The following is a 20,767-nucleotide window of genomic DNA, read 5'->3' on the forward strand; positions in this document are numbered from 1 at the left end:
AGCGGGCTATACTTTTCTTACATTCAATTTTGAAAGGTGGACGTTCCCCATGATTATCGGAATTCCAAAAGAAATAAAAAACAATGAAAACCGCGTAGCGATCACGCCTTCTGGTGTTGTCAATCTCATCAAAGCTGGTCATACTATCCGCATCGAGACACAAGCAGGCTTGGGCAGTAATTTTACCGACGAAGAATATCTAGCGGCTGGTGCTGAAATTGTTGAAAACGCTTCCGAGGTCTGGTCAGATTCTGAAATGGTGATGAAAGTAAAAGAACCACTGCCATCAGAATACGGCTATTTCCGCAAAGGTCTCATTTTATTCACGTACCTGCACCTTGCTGCAGAACCTGAATTGACGAAAGCATTGGTAGAAAACGAAGTAACAGCGATTGCTTATGAAACGGTCACCGTTGATCAAAAACTCCCTCTTCTCACTCCAATGAGTGAGGTTGCCGGACGTATGGCCACACAAGTAGGAGCGCAGTACCTTGAGAAATCTTTCGGTGGAAAAGGCATTCTGCTCAGCGGTGTACCAGGCGTTTCCCGCGGTAAAGTCGTTATCATCGGCGGGGGAATCGTAGGAACAAACGCCGCTAAAATTGCAATCGGACTTGGTGCCCATGTAACAGTGTTGGACCTGAACCCGAACCGTCTTCGTGAACTGGATGATCAGTTTGGGTCTGATATTCAAACACTGATGTCCAACCCGTACAACATTGCAGAATCCGTGAAAGACGCTGACCTCGTTGTTGGTGCTGTCCTTATTCCTGGCGCGAAAGCACCCAAACTAGTGACGGAAGATATGGTTAAAGAAATGAAAGCAGGTTCTGTCATCGTAGACGTGGCTATTGACCAGGGTGGAAACTTCGAAACAGTTGATCACATTACCACTCACGACAATCCGATTTATGAAAAACATGGAGTCTTACACTATGCTGTCGCTAACATTCCTGGGGCTGTTCCACGCACTTCAACGATCGCGCTTACAAACGTTACGATCCCTTATGCCGTGCAGATTGCCTCTAAAGGGGTAACAAAAGCAGTCGAAGAAAATAAAGCCATTGAAGAAGGAGTCAATACAGCGAATGGCCATCTGACATATGAAGCTGTTGCCCGTGACCTTGGTTATGATTATAAACCCGTCCATGAAGCGCTCCAATCTTTGGCCCACGCATAATTTAGCAGCTCCTCCACTATGTTGGAGGGGCTTTTTTTCTAGAAAGGAGAGAGTACTACCATGCCCCATTACCGTCCAACATGGACTGAAATTTCAAGAAGCGCCCTCGCTCATAATGTAAGGACATTCAAAAAATACATAGACGAAGATTGTCAGCTGATGGCTGTCGTTAAAGCCGATGCTTACGGACACGGTCTTATTGATTCTGCTCAAACGATGCTTGAAGCAGGAGCCGACCGTTTGGGTGTCGCTATTGTAGAAGAAGCCATTCAACTAAGACAGGCCGGTTTTGATGTCCCGATCCTTATCTTTGGTTTCACACCGAAGGATGCGGTTCAGGAAGCGGCTGCTTACGATCTTACGTTAACCGTGTTTACAGAGGACGTTTTAACGGAAGTTGTGCAAGTAGCAGAGAGAATGGAAAAACAGGTGAATATTCATATCAAGGTAGATAGTGGGATGCATCGCATCGGTCTTAAACAGACGGAAGCGCTTCACTCTCTTCTGGAAAAGAACACTTCTTCGTATGTTTATGTCGAAGGTATTTTCACCCATTTTTCGGACGCAGATAATGAAGACATAGCGTATACGAATCAACAGTTTAGCCACTTTTTACATGTAGTTGAAGAGGTGGAGAAATCTTATGGCCCTATTCCTGTGAAACACTGCTGTAATAGTGCCGCCACCATCGCTTTTCCCCACATGCATATGGATATGGTGAGAGTCGGAGTAAGCTTATACGGGCTCTATCCAGGAGAGCATATGAAGGAAATGATACAACTGCAGCAAGTGATGAGTTTGAAAACAATGCCGGTTATGATTAAGGACGTTTTACCGGGTGAGCCGATCAGTTATGGAAGATCTTATGCCCCTGCTACTCCATCCATCATTGCAACCGTTCCCATCGGTTATGGCGATGGTCTTCCCCGCGCCCTGTCTAATAAGGGAGCTGTGATTATAAATGAAAAGCGTGCGCCTATCGTCGGAAGGGTTTGTATGGATCAGACAATGATCGATATTACATCTATCGAAGAAGTCGATGAAAGAACCGCCTTCACTTTCTTCGGAGATCCACACAAGGGACACATCTCCCTCCAGGAAGTAGCCGATCAACTCGACACCATCCACTACGAAATCACATGCCAAATCGGAAAGCGCATCCCCAGATACTACATCTAAGCTGCACAGTTACTATGGAAAATAATGCAACACCTGGTCACCCAGTATTTTACAAGGGTGACCTTTTGTTTAGATTCAGGTTCTTCGGTGCTGTCAAAATCTGGTGTACCAGGTCATCCAAATTATTCCATAAAGACACCCAAAATACTCACACCACTACACTCCGTCACTTCTTGTCCCTCTCACACCTAGTACTAAAGACTTAATTTATTTCGTTTATCGAAATGTTAGCGGAGCGGAATTTATCGGACTAAACTGTGATTATAGTCATGGTTCTATATACTTCCCGGATCCATTTTCAGAATATACAAACAGTTCGATATACTCTGTATAATTCATCCTTTCTTCCCTATAATTGGATACATTCTTACAAGGAGGTTGTTTAATGAAAAAGAACCATGTCATTCCTATGGCCGTATTGTCGTCCGCATTATTTATAGGTACTGTAGCTCCCACACCATCCTATGCTATCAGCCAAGAGGCTAGCCCCAAGGCCCATGAGCAAATTCAGCAAAATGTACATAAAGACAAGGATCCCCGTCCGTTTTTTGTACAGGAAAAGCAGAAAGTCAAATACACGAAAGCAAATGAGAACTCTGCTAAGGCACACCTCAAAAAGAATAAAGCTAAATTCAAAGTACATGCACCTGACCAAAGTTTAGGAAACGCAGAGGTCACAAAAGATGACCTTGGTATGACTCACGTCAAACTTCAACAAGAAAAGAATGGCGTTCCTGTCGAAGGCCATCAAGTAATCGTACACTATGATAAGGAAAACCAAGTCCAAAGCGTAAACGGACATTTTAATGAGGCGGTTGAAAAAGAGAACTTCTCCACCAAAGCTTCTGTAAGCAAGACAGAAAGCCTGGCGGTCGCTAAACAATCGGTCGAGGCTCCAGACGATCTTGTAGAACCACCTTCATCCAATCTAGTCATCTATCCTTTTAATGATAAAAATCATCTGGCTTATAAAGTAAATGTGAACTTCCTTGGTGAGAATCCAGGAAACTGGTTCGTATATGTAGACGCCCATACGGGTGAAGTGATTGATCAATACAATGCCCTCATGCATGCTGATGGTGATGGATACAAGGCGTCTAAAGGAGCAGGTACCGGTGTCCTCGGAGAAAACCGCAACCTTCACATTTCCCACAAGAACGAGAAAGGTTCGGGTTCAAAGGGGACAAACTTCTTTTTATATGATAAGTCTCATGAGAATATAGATGGGATTTACACCTATGATGCAAAAAACAGCTGGGACTATGCTGATTTACAAAACCATCTTTTCTCATCACGTGATGCTTCATTCAAAGATGAGTATGAAAGACCTGCGGTAGATGCCCACTATAATTCTGAAAAAGTGTATGAGTATTACCTAGAAGAGCATGACAGAAATTCGATTGATGGAGAAGGAATGGCCATTAAGTCAACCGTCCACTTCGGTGAAGACTACGCAAACGCGTTTTGGAACGGGGAGCAAATGACCTATGGAGACGGCGACGGAGAATTCTTCATCCCGCTTTCTGCCGGTCTTGATGTAGCGGCACACGAAATGGCCCACGGGGTAACCACCCATTCTGCCGGTCTTAAATACCGCTTCCAATCCGGTGCCTTGAACGAAGCCTTTTCAGATATCTTTGGGGCTCTTGTCGATGAAGAAGACTGGGAAATCGGGGAAGATATCATGGCGGAAGATGCGATTACATCAGGCAGAACTTCACTTAGAAGCTTAAGCAACCCTAGTAAATATCCAGTTGGGGAAGACTATGTCCCATACGGTGATGGAAGCGGCATGTACCCTTCCCATATGGATGAATATTATGACCTTCCTCTTCAATTGGATAATGGCGGTGTCCATATTAACTCTTCCATCATCAACCACGCCGCCTACATCACAGGTGAGCAGATTGGTAAAGAAAAACTTGGCCAAATCTATTACCGTGCCTTGACCGTTTATTTGCATCCAGAATCTGATTTTAGTCATGCCAGAGAGTCATTAATTCAATCAGCCATCGATCTTTACGGGGAAGGCAGTGAAGAAGTTTTGGCCACAGAAGATGGTTTCAACCAAGTCGGAATAACAGAATAAGGAGGAGAACATATTGAAAAAACAAGCATTAGCTGTTGCCAGTTCACTCGTACTTGCCACAAGTATCGCAGTTCCTACGTATGCGGCAGGTAACCATCCAGGGACACCGGAACAACAAACATACAACAGCTCAGGGTGGACAGATCACACCCAGCTGACAAAGAAATTAAAACAGCTTGAAGAATCCAGCCAGGGAGTTATTGAAGTTGACGTTGTCGGCCAATCGAATAATGACCTTGATATCTATCAGGCGCGGGTAGGAAATGGCGACAAAGTTATTCTCATAGAAAGTGAGATCCATGGAAATGAAAAAACAGGAACAGAGGCAATTCTGAATCTGTTAAACTATCTCGGTTCAAGCAATTCTCCTCACGCCAAAAAACTCAGGGAGGAAATCACGCTGGTGGCCTTGCCGAAAATAAACCCGGATGCTTCGGAATTGGACCGTCGTGGTAATGATATGTCATGGGAGGAAGTCGTTGAGAACTTCCCGCAACTGGCTTCGGCAGAAGGGCCGACTTGGAACCATTACTTCAACCGCACACTCCAGGGTGACGATTATACATCTAAACCAGGATTTGATGTGAACCGCGACTTCAACCCGGATTTGAATTATGTTCCACAAGCAGAGGATGTACCAGGGTCTTCTTCTGAGCCTGGATGGTACGTTACTCCAGAAGCTCAAACTGTTCGTGATGTATATAAAAACCTTCAGGATGAATTTGGCACCGTGGATGTTTTTGTAGACTTACACCACCAGGGACTTTATTATGTAGATGGAACAAGTGAACCTGTGACACTATCCTTATCCGGCCAGTTTGTACCACACCCGGAAACAGAGGAAGGTTCCAAATATTCCCAATACGCGGACAACTACGACTATGATTTCTCAAGACAGTTGAATCTCGCTGCCTACGATGCACTGCAGGAAATGGGCAACTCTCCATTTGATAATATTACGCTATACAGCCAGGGGCTAGATCTCCCGGGTACAGCTTTAGGCTCCTTTGCACTCAATGGCAGCGGCACAGTCCTCTTTGAAGTCACAGGCCAAACACAAAGTATGGGCCAAAAGAAAAAAGGGATGCTCGTCAAAGCTGTAGAAACTGGGTTGAGAGGTATTATTGATGGAGTCGCCGAAGATACAATTGAAGAATTAAATCCGGAAGATTATGAAGACATTCCTGAAACGTCGTATCGGCCAAGTTTATAAAAAAAGAGCGAGGGACTGAAAATGGTCTCTCGCTCTTTTTTTTCTTTTAAGATGTGAGGAATGAAAAAAACAACTTCAAATGAAGAGTGGGATTGAAAAAGGCTTTACTAAATCACTCGCCAGGATATAACGTAGCGAGTCCTATCCACTTTTTGTACCAAATAAGCACGGGAAAAGTGATTGTTAGCACCTCGAAAAGCGTCATTTCCAAACCGACATGATACATTAAAAAATACCAAAGAAGTCATACCTTAAACGAGTCATCCAATCACTCACCACTGTCACTAAGAAAATAGAATAGCACACAATCACTAATACTTGTAAAATCAACACTCCGTAATAAAGGTCAAGCCCCCCTCTTTCCTCACGCTCTTCATTAATCAAAAACAACAAAGCCATACTAGAAATCACCAACAAACATAAAGACAGAAAAGAGAAAAAGGTACTGAAGATGTTCATCGATAAAAGGATACAGAGATCAGCTAAAATCAAACCTGTTATTGGAAGGATATTCAACGCTCCAAATTTAGCCACAACGGACATATAACTGATATTCACCCTCATAAGACGGGCGATGATGAAATTAAATGCTGCTGATACAGCGAGAAAAGTAAGCAAATAAATAAAAAGCTGAAACAACGGCGTTTCGACTATTCCATAACTTATACTTTTGGAAGCGGAATAGAAATAGAATGATAAAAGAAAAGCAAGTAAGAGATGCGAAAAGATCCCATTCGTTTTCTGTTTCTCATCTATATTTCGTGACACATGATAAGGGTTCTTGAGGATTTCAAAAGCGAAAGAATAAAACTGCTTTCCGGTATGAGCTACTTTAGCTGCATACTTCCTCGGTTGAATGGAAGGAGAAGCAGCCATTGGAGACCGTAGAGCTCTTTGCTGTTGTTGGGGCAATATATTCTCCTTATAAGCTATATCCTTGTTGTTCTGATCATCCAGTTCAGCCCCGCACACTCCACAAAATAAGGCTTCTCCATGCATCTTTGATCCACATGCTGAGCAAACCAACATCCTTCATTCCTCCCCTACACGGTTATACTTTCTCCCTTTTGGTGTCATTGATTTTTATATCCACGATCTTAAATCCATGGGAACTAAAATAAACCGTATATACTTTATAGCGTTCATAATGGGTTTGAACACCATCAGCATCTGTAAAAGTAAACTTTTCTTTTGTCTGTACTTCAAAAAATTCCTGACTGATTTTTTCAGCACCCTCTACAAAGTTCTCATGGAAATCAAAAATAAAACCATTCCCAGCCACATCTCCAATATATTTTTCCAGATCAATAGCTGCATCACTTCCCTGCTCTAAATAACGAGCAGCTATCGAAAAATCATCCTCATTTAAAGCTTGTTCATAGTCATCCCTGAATTTAAGCACAAACTCTTCGATCTGTGGAAGTAGTTCTTCCTTTGGAATTTCATAGATATTCATCATTTGTTCATCTATAGCGTCCTCTACAGGTGCCTCTTCTGCCAAAGAAGTCTCTAATTCAAACATGAAAGATAACGGCCCGGGAAGGGCGGGTTCCAGACTCACTTCTTCCGTCCTCAAGATCTTTCCGTTTTCATCCCTCCATTCCGCATCCAAGAAAGCATCCTCAGCCTCTGGAAAGGATCCTATCTTCTCAAAGTCACTCCACTTTTTATTTCTACTGTTTTCATTATAAAAAAGGGCTGTATCCATATTATTACTATTCAAATTATAAGTTTCCAGAGGAAAATTCACATATATTTTCCTGGAATGACCCATCATAGGAAAAACATTAACCTCTTCCTCATGCCGAATGTCTCCGAACTCATTCTCTTCTCCATACCCCTCAATCCTATAAACGCCCGGGTAAGCTTGAGCGATTTCCATTTCCTTATCTGCTTCCTTCATTTCAATCAAAGGGTCGCCATTTATTGTTACTGTCATGGGGACACGTGTCGTCGAAGCGATAATTTCCTGAATGATGCCCTCGACCTTGTACGTTTTATATAAGCCGAACAGCCACGCTTTTTCCTCCACTTGGAATACTTTTCGATTGTCCCGTCCTTTGATAAGAATATCGTCGCCAGCTTTTTCTGAGGATGTAACTTCTTCTAATTGTGCTGAAATAAAATCCCAATCCCCTTCCTGAATAAACTGGAAGTAGTCCTCTTCATTTATTAGAACACCATCCTCAAGATTCACGTGATCAAAGAAGGCATAAACATCTTCTTTATGGATCGCATCCGTCATCGCTTCGAATTTATCAGCCGGATCGATACTCTTTTGAATCGATATATGGGCCACGATCACAAGGAAAACGATCACCCCGATCCCCATCGCCTTTTTCTTTCTTGGTGGACGATTAAGTGGTTGGTTTTCTGCATAAGCCTTTCCACAATAAGTACAAAACTGCAGTTCATCATCTCGAGGCTTTCCGCAATGTGTACAAAACCTTTTCACCTTTTTCACACTTCACACCTCCACGCAAATAAAAGCAATACCCTATGTATATGACCAAGCATCCCCGGTAAAGAACCACCTACCATTCCCAATTTATTAACGATCAGTTAAGTTTATTTACAATTACTTACGTACCAGGTCATACAGAAATTGGTAATGATGCTTAAAAAGGAAGCGTTAGACTTTTAACACTTCTAAAAGATTGATCATAGGAAGATTGCTCCACGTACTAATGCGGCTAATATAACAAAGGCAGGATGAAGTTTCACTTTCTCCAAAAATATAAAACTTCCAATGATTAGAAAAATCGTTTGCCACAAAATAGCGCTAAATTGGCTGCGGCTTCCCAGCTTATGGTTCCGCAAGCGGGATTAACGATTATGCAACAAGGAGGAAACGCTGTCGATGCAGCTATTTACACGGCTTCCACGCTCCCTGTTCTCGAGACGACATCAAATGGCATCAATTGTAATTCCTAGGGGAAGGGGATGTTAGAATAATAGAAAAAAGGAGGGTCTTATATGGAGCTTACTGCTCAGTTAGGGCAAGAAATTATTCATCGCCTATCCAGATACATCGATGTATCCATTAACCTTATGGATCCAACCGGCAAAATCGTCGCCAGCACCGATCGTTCTCGGGTCAACCAAATTCATGGGGGTGCCCAATCAGTTATTCACACATTAGAGGCACAAAAAATCAGACCAGAAGATTGCCGCCATTTTCCCAATACAAAGCCCGGTATGAATTTACCTATTTTCCATCGAGGTGAACTTGCAGGGGTAGTGGGCTTAACAGGTGACCCTAATGAGGTCTTTCAAGCAGCAGGCATGACACAAGGTTCCGTAGAAATTGCATTAGACCAGCTCTATATCCAAAAGCAGAGCTTTTATCAGGAAAGACAATGGAACCACTGGTTCCACCGCCTGATGAGCTTTGAAGATACAGATAAGTTAGAAAAAGAAGCTCTCTATGCTTTACGGACAGACGTAAAGAAAACATGGCAAGTGATGGTTTTTCAAACGGACGCCCCTTATGACCTAACGGAAAACCTTCGACTGCAAACTGGACCAAAAGAACTGGACCCACTATTTATCCTCCCTTACCAAGAAAATTTGGTGGTTATGCCCCTTCCCTTCGGCAAAAGCCATCCCAATTTGAAGGTAGAGGCACCTGCAGCTATCGGCGAACCTGGGTATAATGCTAAAGGGATCCGGACCTCTTTTGAACAGGCCAAACAATCAATAGACATAGCAGGGAAAAAAGGGACCGTTGCTTACAGTGCTTCCCTAAAAATGGAACGCCTTCTTGCAAACATTGCAGACGAAACATATCACGATGTGACAGACCCATACACTAATCGTTTGAATCGGTTAGAGAGGGCTTATTTACGAACATTACAAGCATATTTTAACCATGACTTAAAAATAAACCGAACAGCTGAGCACCTGCACATCCACCGAAATACACTCAACTATCGCCTGGATCAAATCTATAAAAAAGTTGGATTAGATGCGCGAAAATTTAAGGATGCTGTTTTACTCCAAAGCATTTTAATCAACCTGTAATTTGTGCATTTGCACAAGTTTACGCTTACATTTTTCAGATTCTTTGTTGATTTTATCAATTGTTTTCTTTTGCCATTTACGATTGAATAAAAGTAAGCAGAAAGTAGGGAGGGATCAACATGAAGGTCGTTTTTGCACCTGATTCGTATAAAGGGAGCTTATCTTCCATGGAAGTGGCTGAAACCATGGACAAAGCCTTTCAATCCGTCAACCCTCAAGTGGAAACCATATTAAAACCGATGGCAGACGGCGGTGAAGGCACATTAGGAGCTTTTTCAAAAGCGGTATCTCATGAGAAAGTTCACTTTTCCTGTACCGGTCCGATGGGAGAAAGTAGAGACAGCTGGTACTTAATATTAGATCGTAACCGTGCTGTGATCGAAGGAGCTGTGATTGCCGGGTTACCACTGGTCGCTGAGGAGAAACGTAACCCAGACAATACGACAAGTTATGGGATAGGTGAGGCCATTAAGCATGCACTCGATCATGGCTGTACCGATATACTTGTGGCCATTGGTGGAAGTTCGACGAATGATGGCGGGCTTGGGATGCTCCAAGCGCTTGGGATGAAAGCTTATAGTCAGGACGGGAAGGAAGCCGATATCTACGGGCGAGATGTACACAGTATTAAAGCCATTGACTTTTCTACACTCGATCATCGTCTCGAAGAAGTCACCATACGAGTGGCTTCAGATGTCGATAACCCGCTCACCGGAAAGAATGGGGCGAGTTATGTATATGGTCCCCAGAAAGGGGCTACGGAAGCACAGGTGGTTACATATGACCATGCGCTAGAAAACTACGGAAAATTGGTTGAAATTGCATGTGGGAAAAGTATTATGGAGGTCCCTGGAGCAGGAGCTGCTGGAGGACTGGGTTTTGCCTTTTTATCCATTGGTGCCACACTCCAATCGGGAGCGAAACTCGTTGCAGAAGCTATTCACCTGGACGAAGACATCCAACAAGCTGATTACGTCATAACTGGAGAAGGGCAAAGTGATGCACAGACATTGTTTGGAAAAGCGCCCGGTTATGTAGCCGATCTTGCAAACAAATACAAAAAGCCTGTCATTCTAATCTCCGGTGGATTAGGAGAGGAATACACACAGTTAAACACTGTTTTTACAAGTTGTTTCTCAATCACCCCTGCACCGACACTATTGGAAGATAGCTTAAAAAACGCGGAAGATTACCTATTTCAAACCACTGTACAGATTGCAAGATTATTATCCATATAAAAGGAGTGGAATCATGGAAGGTTTCGGACTTGTTCTTATCATCGTTTTAGGCGTTTTATTTGTCATTTTTGCAACAGCTAAATTCAACCTGCACCCTTTCTTGTCTTTATTAATCTCCGCTTTTGCCATAGGAATTTTATCCGGCATGCCCCTTAATGAAGTAGTCGAAGCTGTCAACGGCGGTTTCGGAGGATTAATGGGGGGAATCGGACTCGTAATCGTCTTTGGTACCATTATTGGTGTTATTTTGGAAAATTCTGGAGCAGCCTTACGTATGGCAGAAGTCGTCTTACGAATCGTTGGTGAAAAACGTCCCCAGCTCGCGATGAGTGCCATCGGTAGTATCGTCAGTATACCTGTATTCTGTGATTCAGGTTATGTTATTTTATCCTCTTTAAAGAAAGCGCTTGCAAATAAAACGAAAGTAACGGTCGCCTCGATGGCTATTGCTCTTTCCACGGGTTTATTTGCTACGCACACCTTAGTCCCGCCGACCCCAGGACCTATTGCAGCTGCAGGTAACATAGGAGCACAAAATTATTTAGGAACCGTTATTTTATTCGGGATCATTGTTGCTGTTCCAGCCATCCTGATGGGTTACATATGGGCAATCAAAGCAGGTCAAAATATTCATATAAGTAATAAAGAAGATGATCACTTGTATGATTATGATGAAGTCGTCAGCAGCTTTGGTGATATGCCGTCCGCTACTAAATCCTTTGCCCCGATTTTAGTGCCTATTCTATTGATCGCTTTTAGTTCAATCATTACATTTGCAGGTTGGGAAGGGGCGATTTTTTCTTTTTTCCTCTTCTTAGGTTCTCCCGTTGTAGCATTGCTTGTTGGTGTCCTGATTGCATTCACCCTTCTTCCAAAATATGATGAAGAAACGTTAACCAAATGGGTAGGAATAGGCATTAAGGAGTCCGCTCCCATCCTTCTTATTACTGGAGCGGGTGGCGCATTCGGTTCTGTCATCAGCTCTACAAGTATTGCGGATTTAATTAAAGGAATAGCTGGGAATGAAGTCGCTATTGGAGCCGTATTTATATTCATACCATTTATCATCGCAGCCGCTCTTAAGAGTGCTCAAGGCTCATCGACAGCAGCCATCGTCATTACATCTACCTTAATTGCACCATTGCTGCCTCAGATTGGAATCGAAGGAGCAGTCCCGCTCTCCCTTGTTGTTATGGCGGTCGGAGCAGGCGCTATGGTTGTTTCTCATGTAAACGATAGTTACTTTTGGGTAGTAAAAGAATTCAGCGGGATGTCCATTACACAAGCCTACAAAGCCCAAACGATGGGTACACTCCTGCAGGGATTAACTGCTATTGTTGTAACATCGATTCTCTGGTTCATTCTAGTTTGACTAAAAAGGGACGACCTCTCGAAAGGTCGTCTCTTTCCCTTACCTTAGTATGATTACATAACCCAAAATATCAATAAACGAAGTTATACCCAAACTGGCAAAGGAAAAATGAGCACCCAAGTGAGTCCTTGAAAAAAGCGCACATCCTATTTTCTTCCTATCACCCTTCTTGGTGACAGGATGGCCATTATAGAAGCAAACGTTACTCGATCAAGAATATTTCACAAAAACAGACATGTATTTCCCAGGTAATAATCATTTCGCTATTTCCCTACAAAATCAGGGATTATCCATAACCTGAAGCAGTCAACATGCTAGTAACGAATGAAGGGCGCCTTTCTGACAGAAGAGTGAAAGCCTCCCTCGAGTTAGAGCTCTATAGCCACTATCCCCACAGGCTAAATCATTCGCTTACAGAAGAAGACAAGATTTAAAAGCCCATTCATAATACGATATCAATAGAAAAAGCCACTCCAAAAAGAGCGGCTTAGGAATTATAATCTAGTATCATCTCACGTACCTCTTGCACTTCCTGATCAGGAACTTCCAAGTAGTAGATTCCACCAATCTTAGTTCCTGTACCTGTCATCTGGTAAGTAGATAGATTTTCTCTTGCATCACTATAGTTCTTCATCAAATCCTGCATTGTGCTGAAGTTCATATTAGTGGAAACATTCTTGCCAAGGACATCCATGACATCATCGATTTTGTTAATCGATCCGACGTTCATCCCTTTATCTACGATCCCCTGGATGACTTTGCGTTGACGTTCATTACGCCCCATATCTCCTTTTGGATCATCATAACGCATACGAACATAACCAAGGGCTTCTTTACCATTCATGGTCAGTTCACCTTTTTTATAATGGAAATTGTCTTTTCCATACCATTCAATTTCATTCTGGATTGTTATGCCTCCAACGGCATCAACCATTTCTTCCAGACCTTCCATGTTTACCTGTACATAGTAATCAAGGTCTATATCAAGAAAGTTCTCGACTGTCAGAATGGCCATATCAGCTCCACCAAAGGCGTAAGCATGATTGATTTTATCAAGAGTTCCTGCGTGCGCAGAATCTCCCACCATTTCAGTACGTGTGTCACGAGGGATACTAATCATTTGGCTGCGGTTATTGTTGGGATCAAGAGACAAAACCATTAATGCATCGGATCGTCCTGAATCCCCTGCCCTCTCGTCGACACCCATTAATAAAATATTAAGAGGCTCCCGTTCTTTCCTCTTTTTCTCCGTCACTTTATGATCGATCGAGGCTACTTGTTTATGCATCTTCGAGTCTACAGTACTCTTTGCCCCACTATAAAGAGAGTACGCGTAAACTCCTGCCGGAACCAATAATAAGATCAATAAAACAAGCGAGACTTTCCACCATCTTCCCTTCTTTTTCTTATGCTTTTGAGAACGACTCATCTTCCGTTTCACTCCATCTTTTAAGAAAATCTATCTCTATTATATAGTCAACATCCTCTACTTACAATTATATAAGGATAAAATTCTATTACGAATGATTAATTTCAACAAAATTTTACAGCCAATAGTATAATCTATTTATATAATTTCTTGATTACTCTGAATCATCGTTAAAAGGACAATAAACCACCCTATTCTCTTTTCTCCACCAGGATACGGGACAGAAGGGACTTCACTTGAATGAGGTGGGAGCGGATCAATCATAAAGCTTCCACGTCCTTTTTTAAATCGTGCTCTTTTTTTATGGAAAAACAAAAAGCGCACCCTTGAAGAGGGTTGCGCTTTGTTGTTATTAGCCATTGATCCAGTCCGTGTGGAAAGTACCTTCTTTATCAATACGCTGATAGGTGTGGGCACCAAAATAGTCGCGCTGGGCTTGCAGCAGGTTAGCTGGAAGCTTGGCCGTACGATAGCTGTCATAATAAGCGAGTGCGCTTGAAAACGCTGGTACTGGAACACCATGTTGGATGGCAAGAGCAAGCGTTTCGCGCAGCTCTTTTTGATAGGATGTTGCGATATCCTGGAAGTATGGATCCAGAAGCAGGTTCGTCAAGCTCTCGTCTTTGTCATAGGCATCTTTAATCTTCTGCAGGAACTGAGCACGGATGATGCAGCCACCACGGAAGTTCATGGCGATATCCCCATATTGAAGATCCCAGCCTTTTTCTTCCGATTGGGCACGCATTTGAGCAAAGCCTTGAGCGTAGGAACAGATTTTACTCATGTACAACGCTTTACGAAGGGATTCGATCACTTCTTCTTTACTGCCGTTAAACGTGATTTCAGGACCTGTCAGGTATTGGCTTGCTTTCTGGCGCTCTTCTTTCATCGCAGAGATAAAACGTGAGAATACAGATTCTGTGATAATTGGAAGTGGGACGCCAAGGTCAAGGGCACTCTTACTTGTCCATTTCCCTGTTCCTTTTTGACCTGCCGTATCAAGAATAACTTCGACAAGCGGTTTGCCTGTTTCTTCATCCACTTTTGTGAAGATATCTGCTGTAATTTCAATCAAATAGCTGTCAAGTTCGCCTTCGTTCCACTCTTTGAACACTTCGTGAAGTTCTTGAGCAGAAAGGCCAAGAATGTTCTTCATGATGAAGTACGCTTCACAAATCAGCTGCATGTCCCCATACTCAATACCGTTGTGGACCATTTTTACATAGTGGCCCGCTCCACCTCGACCCATATACGCTGCACATGCAGTGCCTTCTACATTAGCTGCAATCGCATCAAAAATCGGTTTTACTTCCGCATATGCTTCACTCGGGCCGCCTGGCATTATGGAAGGTCCTTTTCGAGCCCCTTCTTCCCCGCCAGAGAATCCTGTTCCAATGAAGTGTATGCCTTTTTCTTCTAAGTACTTGCCACGACGTTCGGTATCTTCATAATACGTGTTTCCACCATCAATCAACATGTCGCCTTCTTCCAAATGTGGCACAAGACTTTCGATGACTTTATCCGTTGTTTCTCCAGCTTTCACCATCATCAAGATTTTGCGTGGCTTTTCAAGAGAGGATACAAACTCCTCTGCACTATAAGCACCTGAGATGTTACCTGTGTTTTCATTGTTCCCAACCAATTCGTCTACACGGTCTGTCCAGTAATCGTAGACAGACACGGTGTAGCCATTATCATGGATGTTAAGGGCTAAGTTTGCACCCATAACCCCTAAACCGATAACTCCAATATTCTGCTTGTCCATGTTCCGATCAATCCTTTCCATTCTATCTATAAAAATTATTTACCACCATGTAAAGCCATCTTCGTTTAACAGCTTCTCAGCCGCTTCCGGTCCATCAGTACCTGCTTTGTAACCATGAAGGGGAAGGGTATCATTTTCGAATGCTTCAAGAATTGGCTGTACCCATTTCCAGGAGAGCTCCACTTCACTCCAGTGAGCGAAATACGTAGAGTTTCCAAGCATTGCATCATTTAAGAGATTCTCATAAGCTTCTGGCTGTGCGTCGAGATTTTTCGAGAAGTTGATGTAGGCAGGTTCGAATTTCTCGTTACCATCATCTTTCAAGTTGATTCTTAATCCGACGCTTTCGTTCGGGTTAATCTCAATCATCAGAAGGTTGGATACTGCACCTTGAGCATCTTCATCTTCTTCGACTTCGTTCTTAAATTCAATGATGATTCGTGTTGACTTCTTCTCCAAACGCTTTCCTGTCCGAATATAGAATGGAATCCCTTTCCAATAGTTGTTATCGATATATAATCGAGCCGCAAAGTACGTATCATTATTGGAATTTTCAGCTACTCCGTCTTCCTCTAAATAGCCTGGAATCGGTTCTGCGTTCATTTCGCCTGCTTCGTACTGTCCGCGGACGACATGTTGAGGCATCTCATTTTCATCAATCGGGCGTAGAGATTCCATGATCGCTTTCTTCTTCTCTTCAATCTGTTTTGGCGTCAGTTTCTCAGGGTGGTGAAGCGCCGTCATCATCACTAATTGTAACAGATGATTTTGGACCATATCGCGAATCGCTCCGGCTTTATCGTAATACCCCGCTCTCGTTCCTACACCGACGGTTTCACTTGCCGTTATCTGCACGTTTGCAATCTGTTCATGATTCCACAGCGAACTCAAAATCGGGTTCGGACGAATCAATGATTCAAGGTTCTGGACCATCGGTTTTCCAAGGTAATGGTCAATTCGGAAGATTTCTTCCTCCTGGAAAACTTTTGTTAATTCATCATTCAGGTGACGAGCGGAATGCAAGTCACTGCCAAATGGCTTCTCAACAATCAGCCGCTTCCACCCCGCCGTATTGGTTATGCCGCTTTCGTGCAGTGATTCAGTAATCGGCTCGACAAGCTTCGGTGCGACAGATAAATAGAACAAACGATTTTCAGGAACGGAGCGTTCACTTTCCCGCTCTTCGATGAATGCTTTCAAATCCTGATAAGATTCCGTCTTCATTGCATCAAAAATGAAGTAGCGGAAGGCCTCTAAAAATTCATCGAGATTCTCTTCCTTTACGTCTCTTCTGGAAAACGTTTCGAGTGACTCCCGAATGATGGCATGGAAGTCTTCTTTTGTATAAGGTCTGCGTCCAAGCCCTACGACCGAAAGGGCATGTGGCATTTTCCCTTCAATATATAGGTTATAGAGAGCCGGGTAAATTTTACGTTTCGCTAAGTCCCCACTGGCTCCGAATAAAACAAACGTCATATCGTCCATCATTTCTACGGTATCGATTCCATGACGTTTCGTGTTGTGCTGATCCATGATTATGTCAACCTCCTGTACATTTACGCTTTTTTCAGTATAAAACATGAACAATAAATATGTAAGTAAACAGGCTTATATCCAACCAGGTCCTATTTATTGTTAGCCTCATTGTTACAATTTATCAAATGTGTCGAAAATGTGTATGGTACTATGAAAATTATTTTACTGAAAATTCAATGGTTTTTAAAGAGACTACAGGAGGCAAACAGCAGGCGTCAGGTCTAATTTCAGCATTGTGGGAGACGTGACGCTTTGTATGTCGACTATACTCTTAGTGTGAGCGTTTTCCCTTCCAATTGCAACAAAAAGAAAAAATTTTTCATGAATGAGTGAAGGATTAAGGGGGGTAAGGGGGGTTTCTTCCTTTTGCACAATTATCATTCGTTCAACAAAATAAGCCGGACCCTCTTTTTTAAGAGGCGTCCGACTTTTCTTCCTGATCGGATTGTTTTTCCTTACGGTTCCGGATGATCGGAACAATGAATGATAAAATGCTGACAATATAGAGTCCAATGGATACAGGATCAGAAATAAGTATCATCATATCTCCTCCTGCCGATGTTAATGACTGTCTTAGCGACTGTTCCATCATCCCACCAAGAATGAAAGCTAAGATAAATGGTGCAGCAGGAAAGCTGAATAGCCTCATTAAGTAACCCAGAACCCCGAAAATCAGAAGTAAGTACAAATCAAACGTACTGAAACTGATTGCATAAACACCGATCAAACTGAAGATAGCCACCAGTGAAATCAGCATCGGTCGTGCGATTTTTAAAATTTTTGCTATATAAGGGATTAAAGGCAAGTTTAAAACCAACAAGAAAATGTTCCCGATGTACATACTTGCTATAATGCCCCAGAATACTTCAGGACGATCTGCCATAAGAAGCGGCCCAGGCTGGATACCTAAAACAAGAAAAGCACCCAGCATGACAGCTGTTGTTCCTGAACCTGGTATACCAAGACTCAGCAATGGTACGAAGGCTCCGCTTGTAGCAGCATTATTGGCTGTTTCTGGAGCGGACAATCCTTTGACAGACCCTTTGCCAAATTCTTTAGGATTTTTAGAGATTTTCTTTTCGGTTATATAGCCAATGAAGGATGCAATTGTCGCACCGGCACCTGGCAAGACACCAAGAATAAAACCAAGGAAAGACTGCCTTCCCATTGGACCTCGCATTTCTTTGAAATCTTTTTTGCTAAGTTTGAGACTGCCGATATCCCCTTGGTTTTGCAAAGAAGTATCTTTTCTCTTAATAACAAGAAAACAGATTTCGGCAAGTGCAAAGAGGCCGAGTGCAATGACGAGAAAGTCGATTCCTTCAAGCAGGTTCGGATTCCCAAATGTAAACCGGGTCGTTCCAGTCTGTCCATCAATTCCAATGGTTGCTACCATGAATCCGAGCGTTGCTGTAATAAGTGCTTTAATTGTCGAGCCATCAGACAAGCTCGCAATAGCGGTCAATCCTAAGAACATTAATGCGAAATATTGCGGCGGTCCAAAAGAAACAGCGACTGCCGATAATGCCGGTGCGAAAAGCATTAAAAGGACCACCGAAACCGTTCCCCCTACGAAGGAGGATATTGCAGCGATGGCCAGCGCTTTTCCTGCTTCCCCCCGTTGGGCCATCGGATAGCCATCAAATGATGTCGCTACCGTCCCGGAAATCCCCGGGGCATTTAGTAAAATCGATGACGTAGAACCTCCAAAAACAGCTCCGTAGTAGACTCCTGCCATCATCACTAACGCGGTTGATGGATCCATTCCATACGTAATCGGAATCATGATCGCAATTGCACTGATAGGCCCGAGTCCCGGCATCATTCCGATTAGCGTACCGGCCACGACTCCGATTAAAACGAATAAGATTCCCTGCCAGCTGAAAGCAACCTGGATTCCCTGCATTAAACCTTCCATAGCACCCATAATGACTCACCTCCCTTTAAAATGGTAGTAATCCTTGCGGTAAACGGATTTGTAATAAGTAGTTGAATGATAGGTACATAATCAATGGAAAAAGAATGGCAACGAGAAGAGTTGTTTTAAGCTTGCGGTATCCTAAGAACCAGGAACACGCAAAGATAAATAAACTTGAGCTCAACACGAAACCAATGATTTCCAATAGGAAAATATAAAGGAAAATCATCCCGCCAACGGCTAGCAAGACAAAGATCTCCTTCTTTGGGACTTGCCGTTTTTCTTTCTCTTCTTCCGTCTCCGAGGATTTATCAAAAAACAAAAAGACCGCAAGAACGATTAATACATAACCTAACACCTTAGGAAGAAAGTCAGAATCCACGGGAACATAAGGGTATTCCTTTAAGTTGTAACTTAAATAAAGATAACCAGCAGACAATAAAATTAAGAAGACGCTTAACTTCTGGTTCAATGTTTTCAACAAAAAATCACCTTCTATTAATAAGGAAAGGGCCTGTTGGCAGACCCTTTTCACTTAATTATTGATTCAACCCGAGTTCTTCCATCAAGCTTCCTAGTTCTTCTCTTTGTTCATCAAGGAACTTGCTATATTCTTCACTGTCCATGTAGGACTCGTCCCATCCATAGTTATTACGGATATCAGCAAAAGCTTCAGATTCACTTACTTCTTTCAATTTTTCTTCGTAATAAGCGACTTGTCCCTCTGTCATATCTCCTGGACCAAAGAACCCTCTCCAGTTTACAAATGTTGCGTCAATTCCCTGCTCTGTTGCAGTTGGGAAATCTTCCAGTACCTCTCCTTCAAGGCGTTCTTCCGCTGTAATTCCAAGAACACGGATTTTCCCTGCTTTGACCTGTTCAACCGTTTCCGCTACACCTGTTGAGAAAACATCCGCACTTCCGTTCAGGATTTGTGTCATACCGCCACCATCTTGGGCAGAAACATACTTAATTTTCTGGATGTCGACGCCTGCCTCCTTAGCTATTTTGACAAATTGCATATGGTCCATCGACCCAGGGGAAGACGTTCCGACAACCGTCACGCTGGATGGGTCCTCTTTCATGTCTTCAAACAGCTCGTTCAAATTCTCCCATTTCGCGTCATCTGCTACGGCAAACGCTGCATAATCTGCAATCATGTTGGCAAGAGGTGTAAAATCATCATGAGACAAATCAGACTGACCGTTCAATGGAACGAAAATCAATGGAGGTGAAGATACAAAGATGTTGTGAGGATCATTTGTGCTGTTTATGTAAGACCAGCCGACGGCTCCCCCGCCACCTTCTTTATTCACAACCCCAACATTCTGTTCTGTGATACCTTCTTCTTCAAGCACTTTACCGACAGAGCGTGCTGTCGTATCCCAGCCACCGCCAGCACCTGCAGGAGCGACAATTTCAATATTTTGATCCGGTGTCCATTCACCGTCGCCCCCCTCTCCACTGTCTCCACTTGTTTCCGAAGAGTCACCGCCACAAGCAGCTAAAATTAAAACAAAAAATAAACTACCAAACATCAATAAACGCTTCATATAATAAATCCCCTCTCTCTTCAACTAATTGTTGTTATTGGATAGTTTATAAGATAAACAAACCTTTGTAACCGTTTTCAAAATATTCTGTATTAAATACATAAAAACAATTAACCAAATAAAATTCACAGCCAATCTCGCATTTCTATGTCATGTTATATGGGAAAATATGTATGACCAGGTACACCAAAATCTGTCATACCTAGTACAGAGGAATTTCGATAATTCCCAAGAAAGGAACAACTCCCCCTTTAACCAAAAAAACTCGTCCG

General features: G+C 42.8%; 16 protein-coding genes. 8 read left to right on the plus strand and 8 right to left on the minus strand.

What is annotated here, in order from left to right; all coding sequences use genetic code 11:
- The first annotated feature begins 49 nt into the window (after positions 1-49).
- From ald to BLW54_RS00995, 4 genes are all read left to right on the plus strand, one after another.
- The gene (ald, locus tag BLW54_RS00980) at positions 50-1,180 is read left to right on the plus strand and encodes an alanine dehydrogenase (protein WP_074733003.1); all 1,131 of its coding nucleotides are present in this window, start codon (positions 50-52) and stop codon (positions 1,178-1,180) included.
- Positions 1,181-1,240: 60 nt separating this feature from the next.
- Positions 1,241-2,359: an alanine racemase gene (gene alr / locus BLW54_RS00985; RefSeq protein ID WP_074733004.1), complete on the plus strand. Its 1,119-nt coding sequence runs from the start codon at positions 1,241-1,243 to the stop codon at positions 2,357-2,359.
- Positions 2,360-2,744: 385 nt separating this feature from the next.
- Positions 2,745-4,448 (plus strand): M4 family metallopeptidase, encoded by a 1,704-nt coding sequence (locus BLW54_RS00990; RefSeq protein ID WP_035506231.1) that lies wholly within the window; start codon positions 2,745-2,747, stop codon positions 4,446-4,448.
- A 13-nt stretch (positions 4,449-4,461) separates the two neighbouring features.
- Complete coding sequence (locus BLW54_RS00995) at positions 4,462-5,661, plus strand: M14 family zinc carboxypeptidase (RefSeq protein WP_074733005.1); 1,200 nt, start codon at positions 4,462-4,464, stop codon at positions 5,659-5,661.
- 225 nt (positions 5,662-5,886) lie between these two features.
- Here BLW54_RS00995 and BLW54_RS01000 read toward each other — a convergent pair whose 3' ends face one another.
- On the minus strand, positions 5,887-6,690 hold the full coding sequence (locus tag BLW54_RS01000; protein ID WP_035506235.1) for a zinc ribbon domain-containing protein: 804 nt from the start codon (positions 6,688-6,690) through the stop codon (positions 5,887-5,889).
- Between the two features lie 22 nt (positions 6,691-6,712).
- Positions 6,713-8,125 (minus strand): TcaA NTF2-like domain-containing protein, encoded by a 1,413-nt coding sequence (locus BLW54_RS01005; protein WP_074733006.1) that lies wholly within the window; start codon positions 8,123-8,125, stop codon positions 6,713-6,715.
- A gap of 302 nt (positions 8,126-8,427) precedes the next feature.
- On the opposite strand from BLW54_RS01005, the gene BLW54_RS20330 reads away from it, so the two are divergent.
- The 4 genes from BLW54_RS20330 to BLW54_RS01020 all read left to right on the plus strand — a co-directional run bounded on the left by BLW54_RS20330 (position 8,428) and on the right by BLW54_RS01020 (position 12,294).
- Complete coding sequence (locus BLW54_RS20330) at positions 8,428-8,595, plus strand: gamma-glutamyltransferase (RefSeq protein WP_231622336.1); 168 nt, start codon at positions 8,428-8,430, stop codon at positions 8,593-8,595.
- Positions 8,596-8,637: 42 nt separating this feature from the next.
- Positions 8,638-9,684, plus strand: coding sequence for a CdaR family transcriptional regulator (locus BLW54_RS01010; protein WP_074733007.1), 1,047 nt, complete (start codon positions 8,638-8,640; stop codon positions 9,682-9,684).
- Positions 9,685-9,803: 119 nt separating this feature from the next.
- The gene (locus tag BLW54_RS01015; protein ID WP_074733008.1) at positions 9,804-10,922 is read left to right on the plus strand and encodes a glycerate kinase; all 1,119 of its coding nucleotides are present in this window, start codon (positions 9,804-9,806) and stop codon (positions 10,920-10,922) included.
- Between the two features lie 13 nt (positions 10,923-10,935).
- Positions 10,936-12,294 carry a GntP family permease gene (locus BLW54_RS01020; RefSeq protein WP_035506241.1) on the plus strand — a complete coding sequence of 453 codons (1,359 nt, stop codon included), beginning with the start codon at positions 10,936-10,938 and terminating at the stop codon, positions 12,292-12,294.
- 487 nt (positions 12,295-12,781) lie between these two features.
- On the opposite strand, the gene BLW54_RS01025 is transcribed toward BLW54_RS01020, so the two are convergent.
- From BLW54_RS01025 to BLW54_RS01055, 6 genes are all read right to left on the minus strand, one after another.
- Positions 12,782-13,723, minus strand: coding sequence for an LCP family glycopolymer transferase (locus tag BLW54_RS01025; RefSeq protein ID WP_035506243.1), 942 nt, complete (start codon positions 13,721-13,723; stop codon positions 12,782-12,784).
- A gap of 352 nt (positions 13,724-14,075) precedes the next feature.
- On the minus strand, positions 14,076-15,488 hold the full coding sequence (gene gnd / locus BLW54_RS01030) for an NADP-dependent phosphogluconate dehydrogenase (protein ID WP_074733009.1): 1,413 nt from the start codon (positions 15,486-15,488) through the stop codon (positions 14,076-14,078).
- A gap of 39 nt (positions 15,489-15,527) precedes the next feature.
- Positions 15,528-16,973, minus strand: a complete 1,446-nt coding sequence (gene zwf / locus BLW54_RS01035) for a glucose-6-phosphate dehydrogenase (protein WP_035507615.1) — start codon at positions 16,971-16,973, stop codon at positions 15,528-15,530.
- Between the two features lie 463 nt (positions 16,974-17,436).
- The gene (locus BLW54_RS01045; protein ID WP_074733010.1) at positions 17,437-18,951 is read right to left on the minus strand and encodes a tripartite tricarboxylate transporter permease; all 1,515 of its coding nucleotides are present in this window, start codon (positions 18,949-18,951) and stop codon (positions 17,437-17,439) included.
- Positions 18,952-18,967: 16 nt separating this feature from the next.
- A complete protein-coding gene (locus BLW54_RS01050) occupies positions 18,968-19,423 on the minus strand; it encodes a tripartite tricarboxylate transporter TctB family protein (RefSeq protein ID WP_316245369.1) in 456 nt (151 codons plus the stop codon).
- 58 nt (positions 19,424-19,481) lie between these two features.
- A complete protein-coding gene (locus tag BLW54_RS01055; RefSeq protein ID WP_035506252.1) occupies positions 19,482-20,495 on the minus strand; it encodes a tripartite tricarboxylate transporter substrate binding protein in 1,014 nt (337 codons plus the stop codon).
- Positions 20,496-20,767 lie beyond the last annotated feature (272 nt).

Origin of the sequence: Halobacillus karajensis, from assembly GCF_900108515.1 — a bacterium.
In the GTDB taxonomy this organism is placed as follows: Bacteria; Bacillota; Bacilli; order Bacillales; family Halobacillaceae; genus Halobacillus; species Halobacillus karajensis.

What these genes read in the sequence shown, in the direction of transcription:
- BLW54_RS01000 (WP_035506235.1), bottom strand. Translation starts at nt 6,690, where the DNA reads ATGTTGGTTTGCTCAGCATGTGGATCAAAGATGCATGGAGAAGCCTTA.
- BLW54_RS00990 (WP_035506231.1), top strand. Translation starts at nt 2,745, where the DNA reads ATGAAAAAGAACCATGTCATTCCTATGGCCGTATTGTCGTCCGCATTA.
- ald (WP_074733003.1), top strand. Translation starts at nt 50, where the DNA reads ATGATTATCGGAATTCCAAAAGAAATAAAAAACAATGAAAACCGCGTA.
- BLW54_RS01025 (WP_035506243.1), bottom strand. Translation starts at nt 13,723, where the DNA reads ATGAGTCGTTCTCAAAAGCATAAGAAAAAGAAGGGAAGATGGTGGAAA.
- BLW54_RS01055 (WP_035506252.1), bottom strand. Translation starts at nt 20,495, where the DNA reads ATGAAGCGTTTATTGATGTTTGGTAGTTTATTTTTTGTTTTAATTTTA.
- BLW54_RS01045 (WP_074733010.1), bottom strand. Translation starts at nt 18,951, where the DNA reads ATGGGTGCTATGGAAGGTTTAATGCAGGGAATCCAGGTTGCTTTCAGC.
- alr (WP_074733004.1), top strand. Translation starts at nt 1,241, where the DNA reads ATGCCCCATTACCGTCCAACATGGACTGAAATTTCAAGAAGCGCCCTC.
- BLW54_RS01015 (WP_074733008.1), top strand. Translation starts at nt 9,804, where the DNA reads ATGAAGGTCGTTTTTGCACCTGATTCGTATAAAGGGAGCTTATCTTCC.
- zwf (WP_035507615.1), bottom strand. Translation starts at nt 16,973, where the DNA reads ATGGACGATATGACGTTTGTTTTATTCGGAGCCAGTGGGGACTTAGCG.
- gnd (WP_074733009.1), bottom strand. Translation starts at nt 15,488, where the DNA reads ATGGACAAGCAGAATATTGGAGTTATCGGTTTAGGGGTTATGGGTGCA.
- BLW54_RS01020 (WP_035506241.1), top strand. Translation starts at nt 10,936, where the DNA reads ATGGAAGGTTTCGGACTTGTTCTTATCATCGTTTTAGGCGTTTTATTT.
- BLW54_RS01010 (WP_074733007.1), top strand. Translation starts at nt 8,638, where the DNA reads ATGGAGCTTACTGCTCAGTTAGGGCAAGAAATTATTCATCGCCTATCC.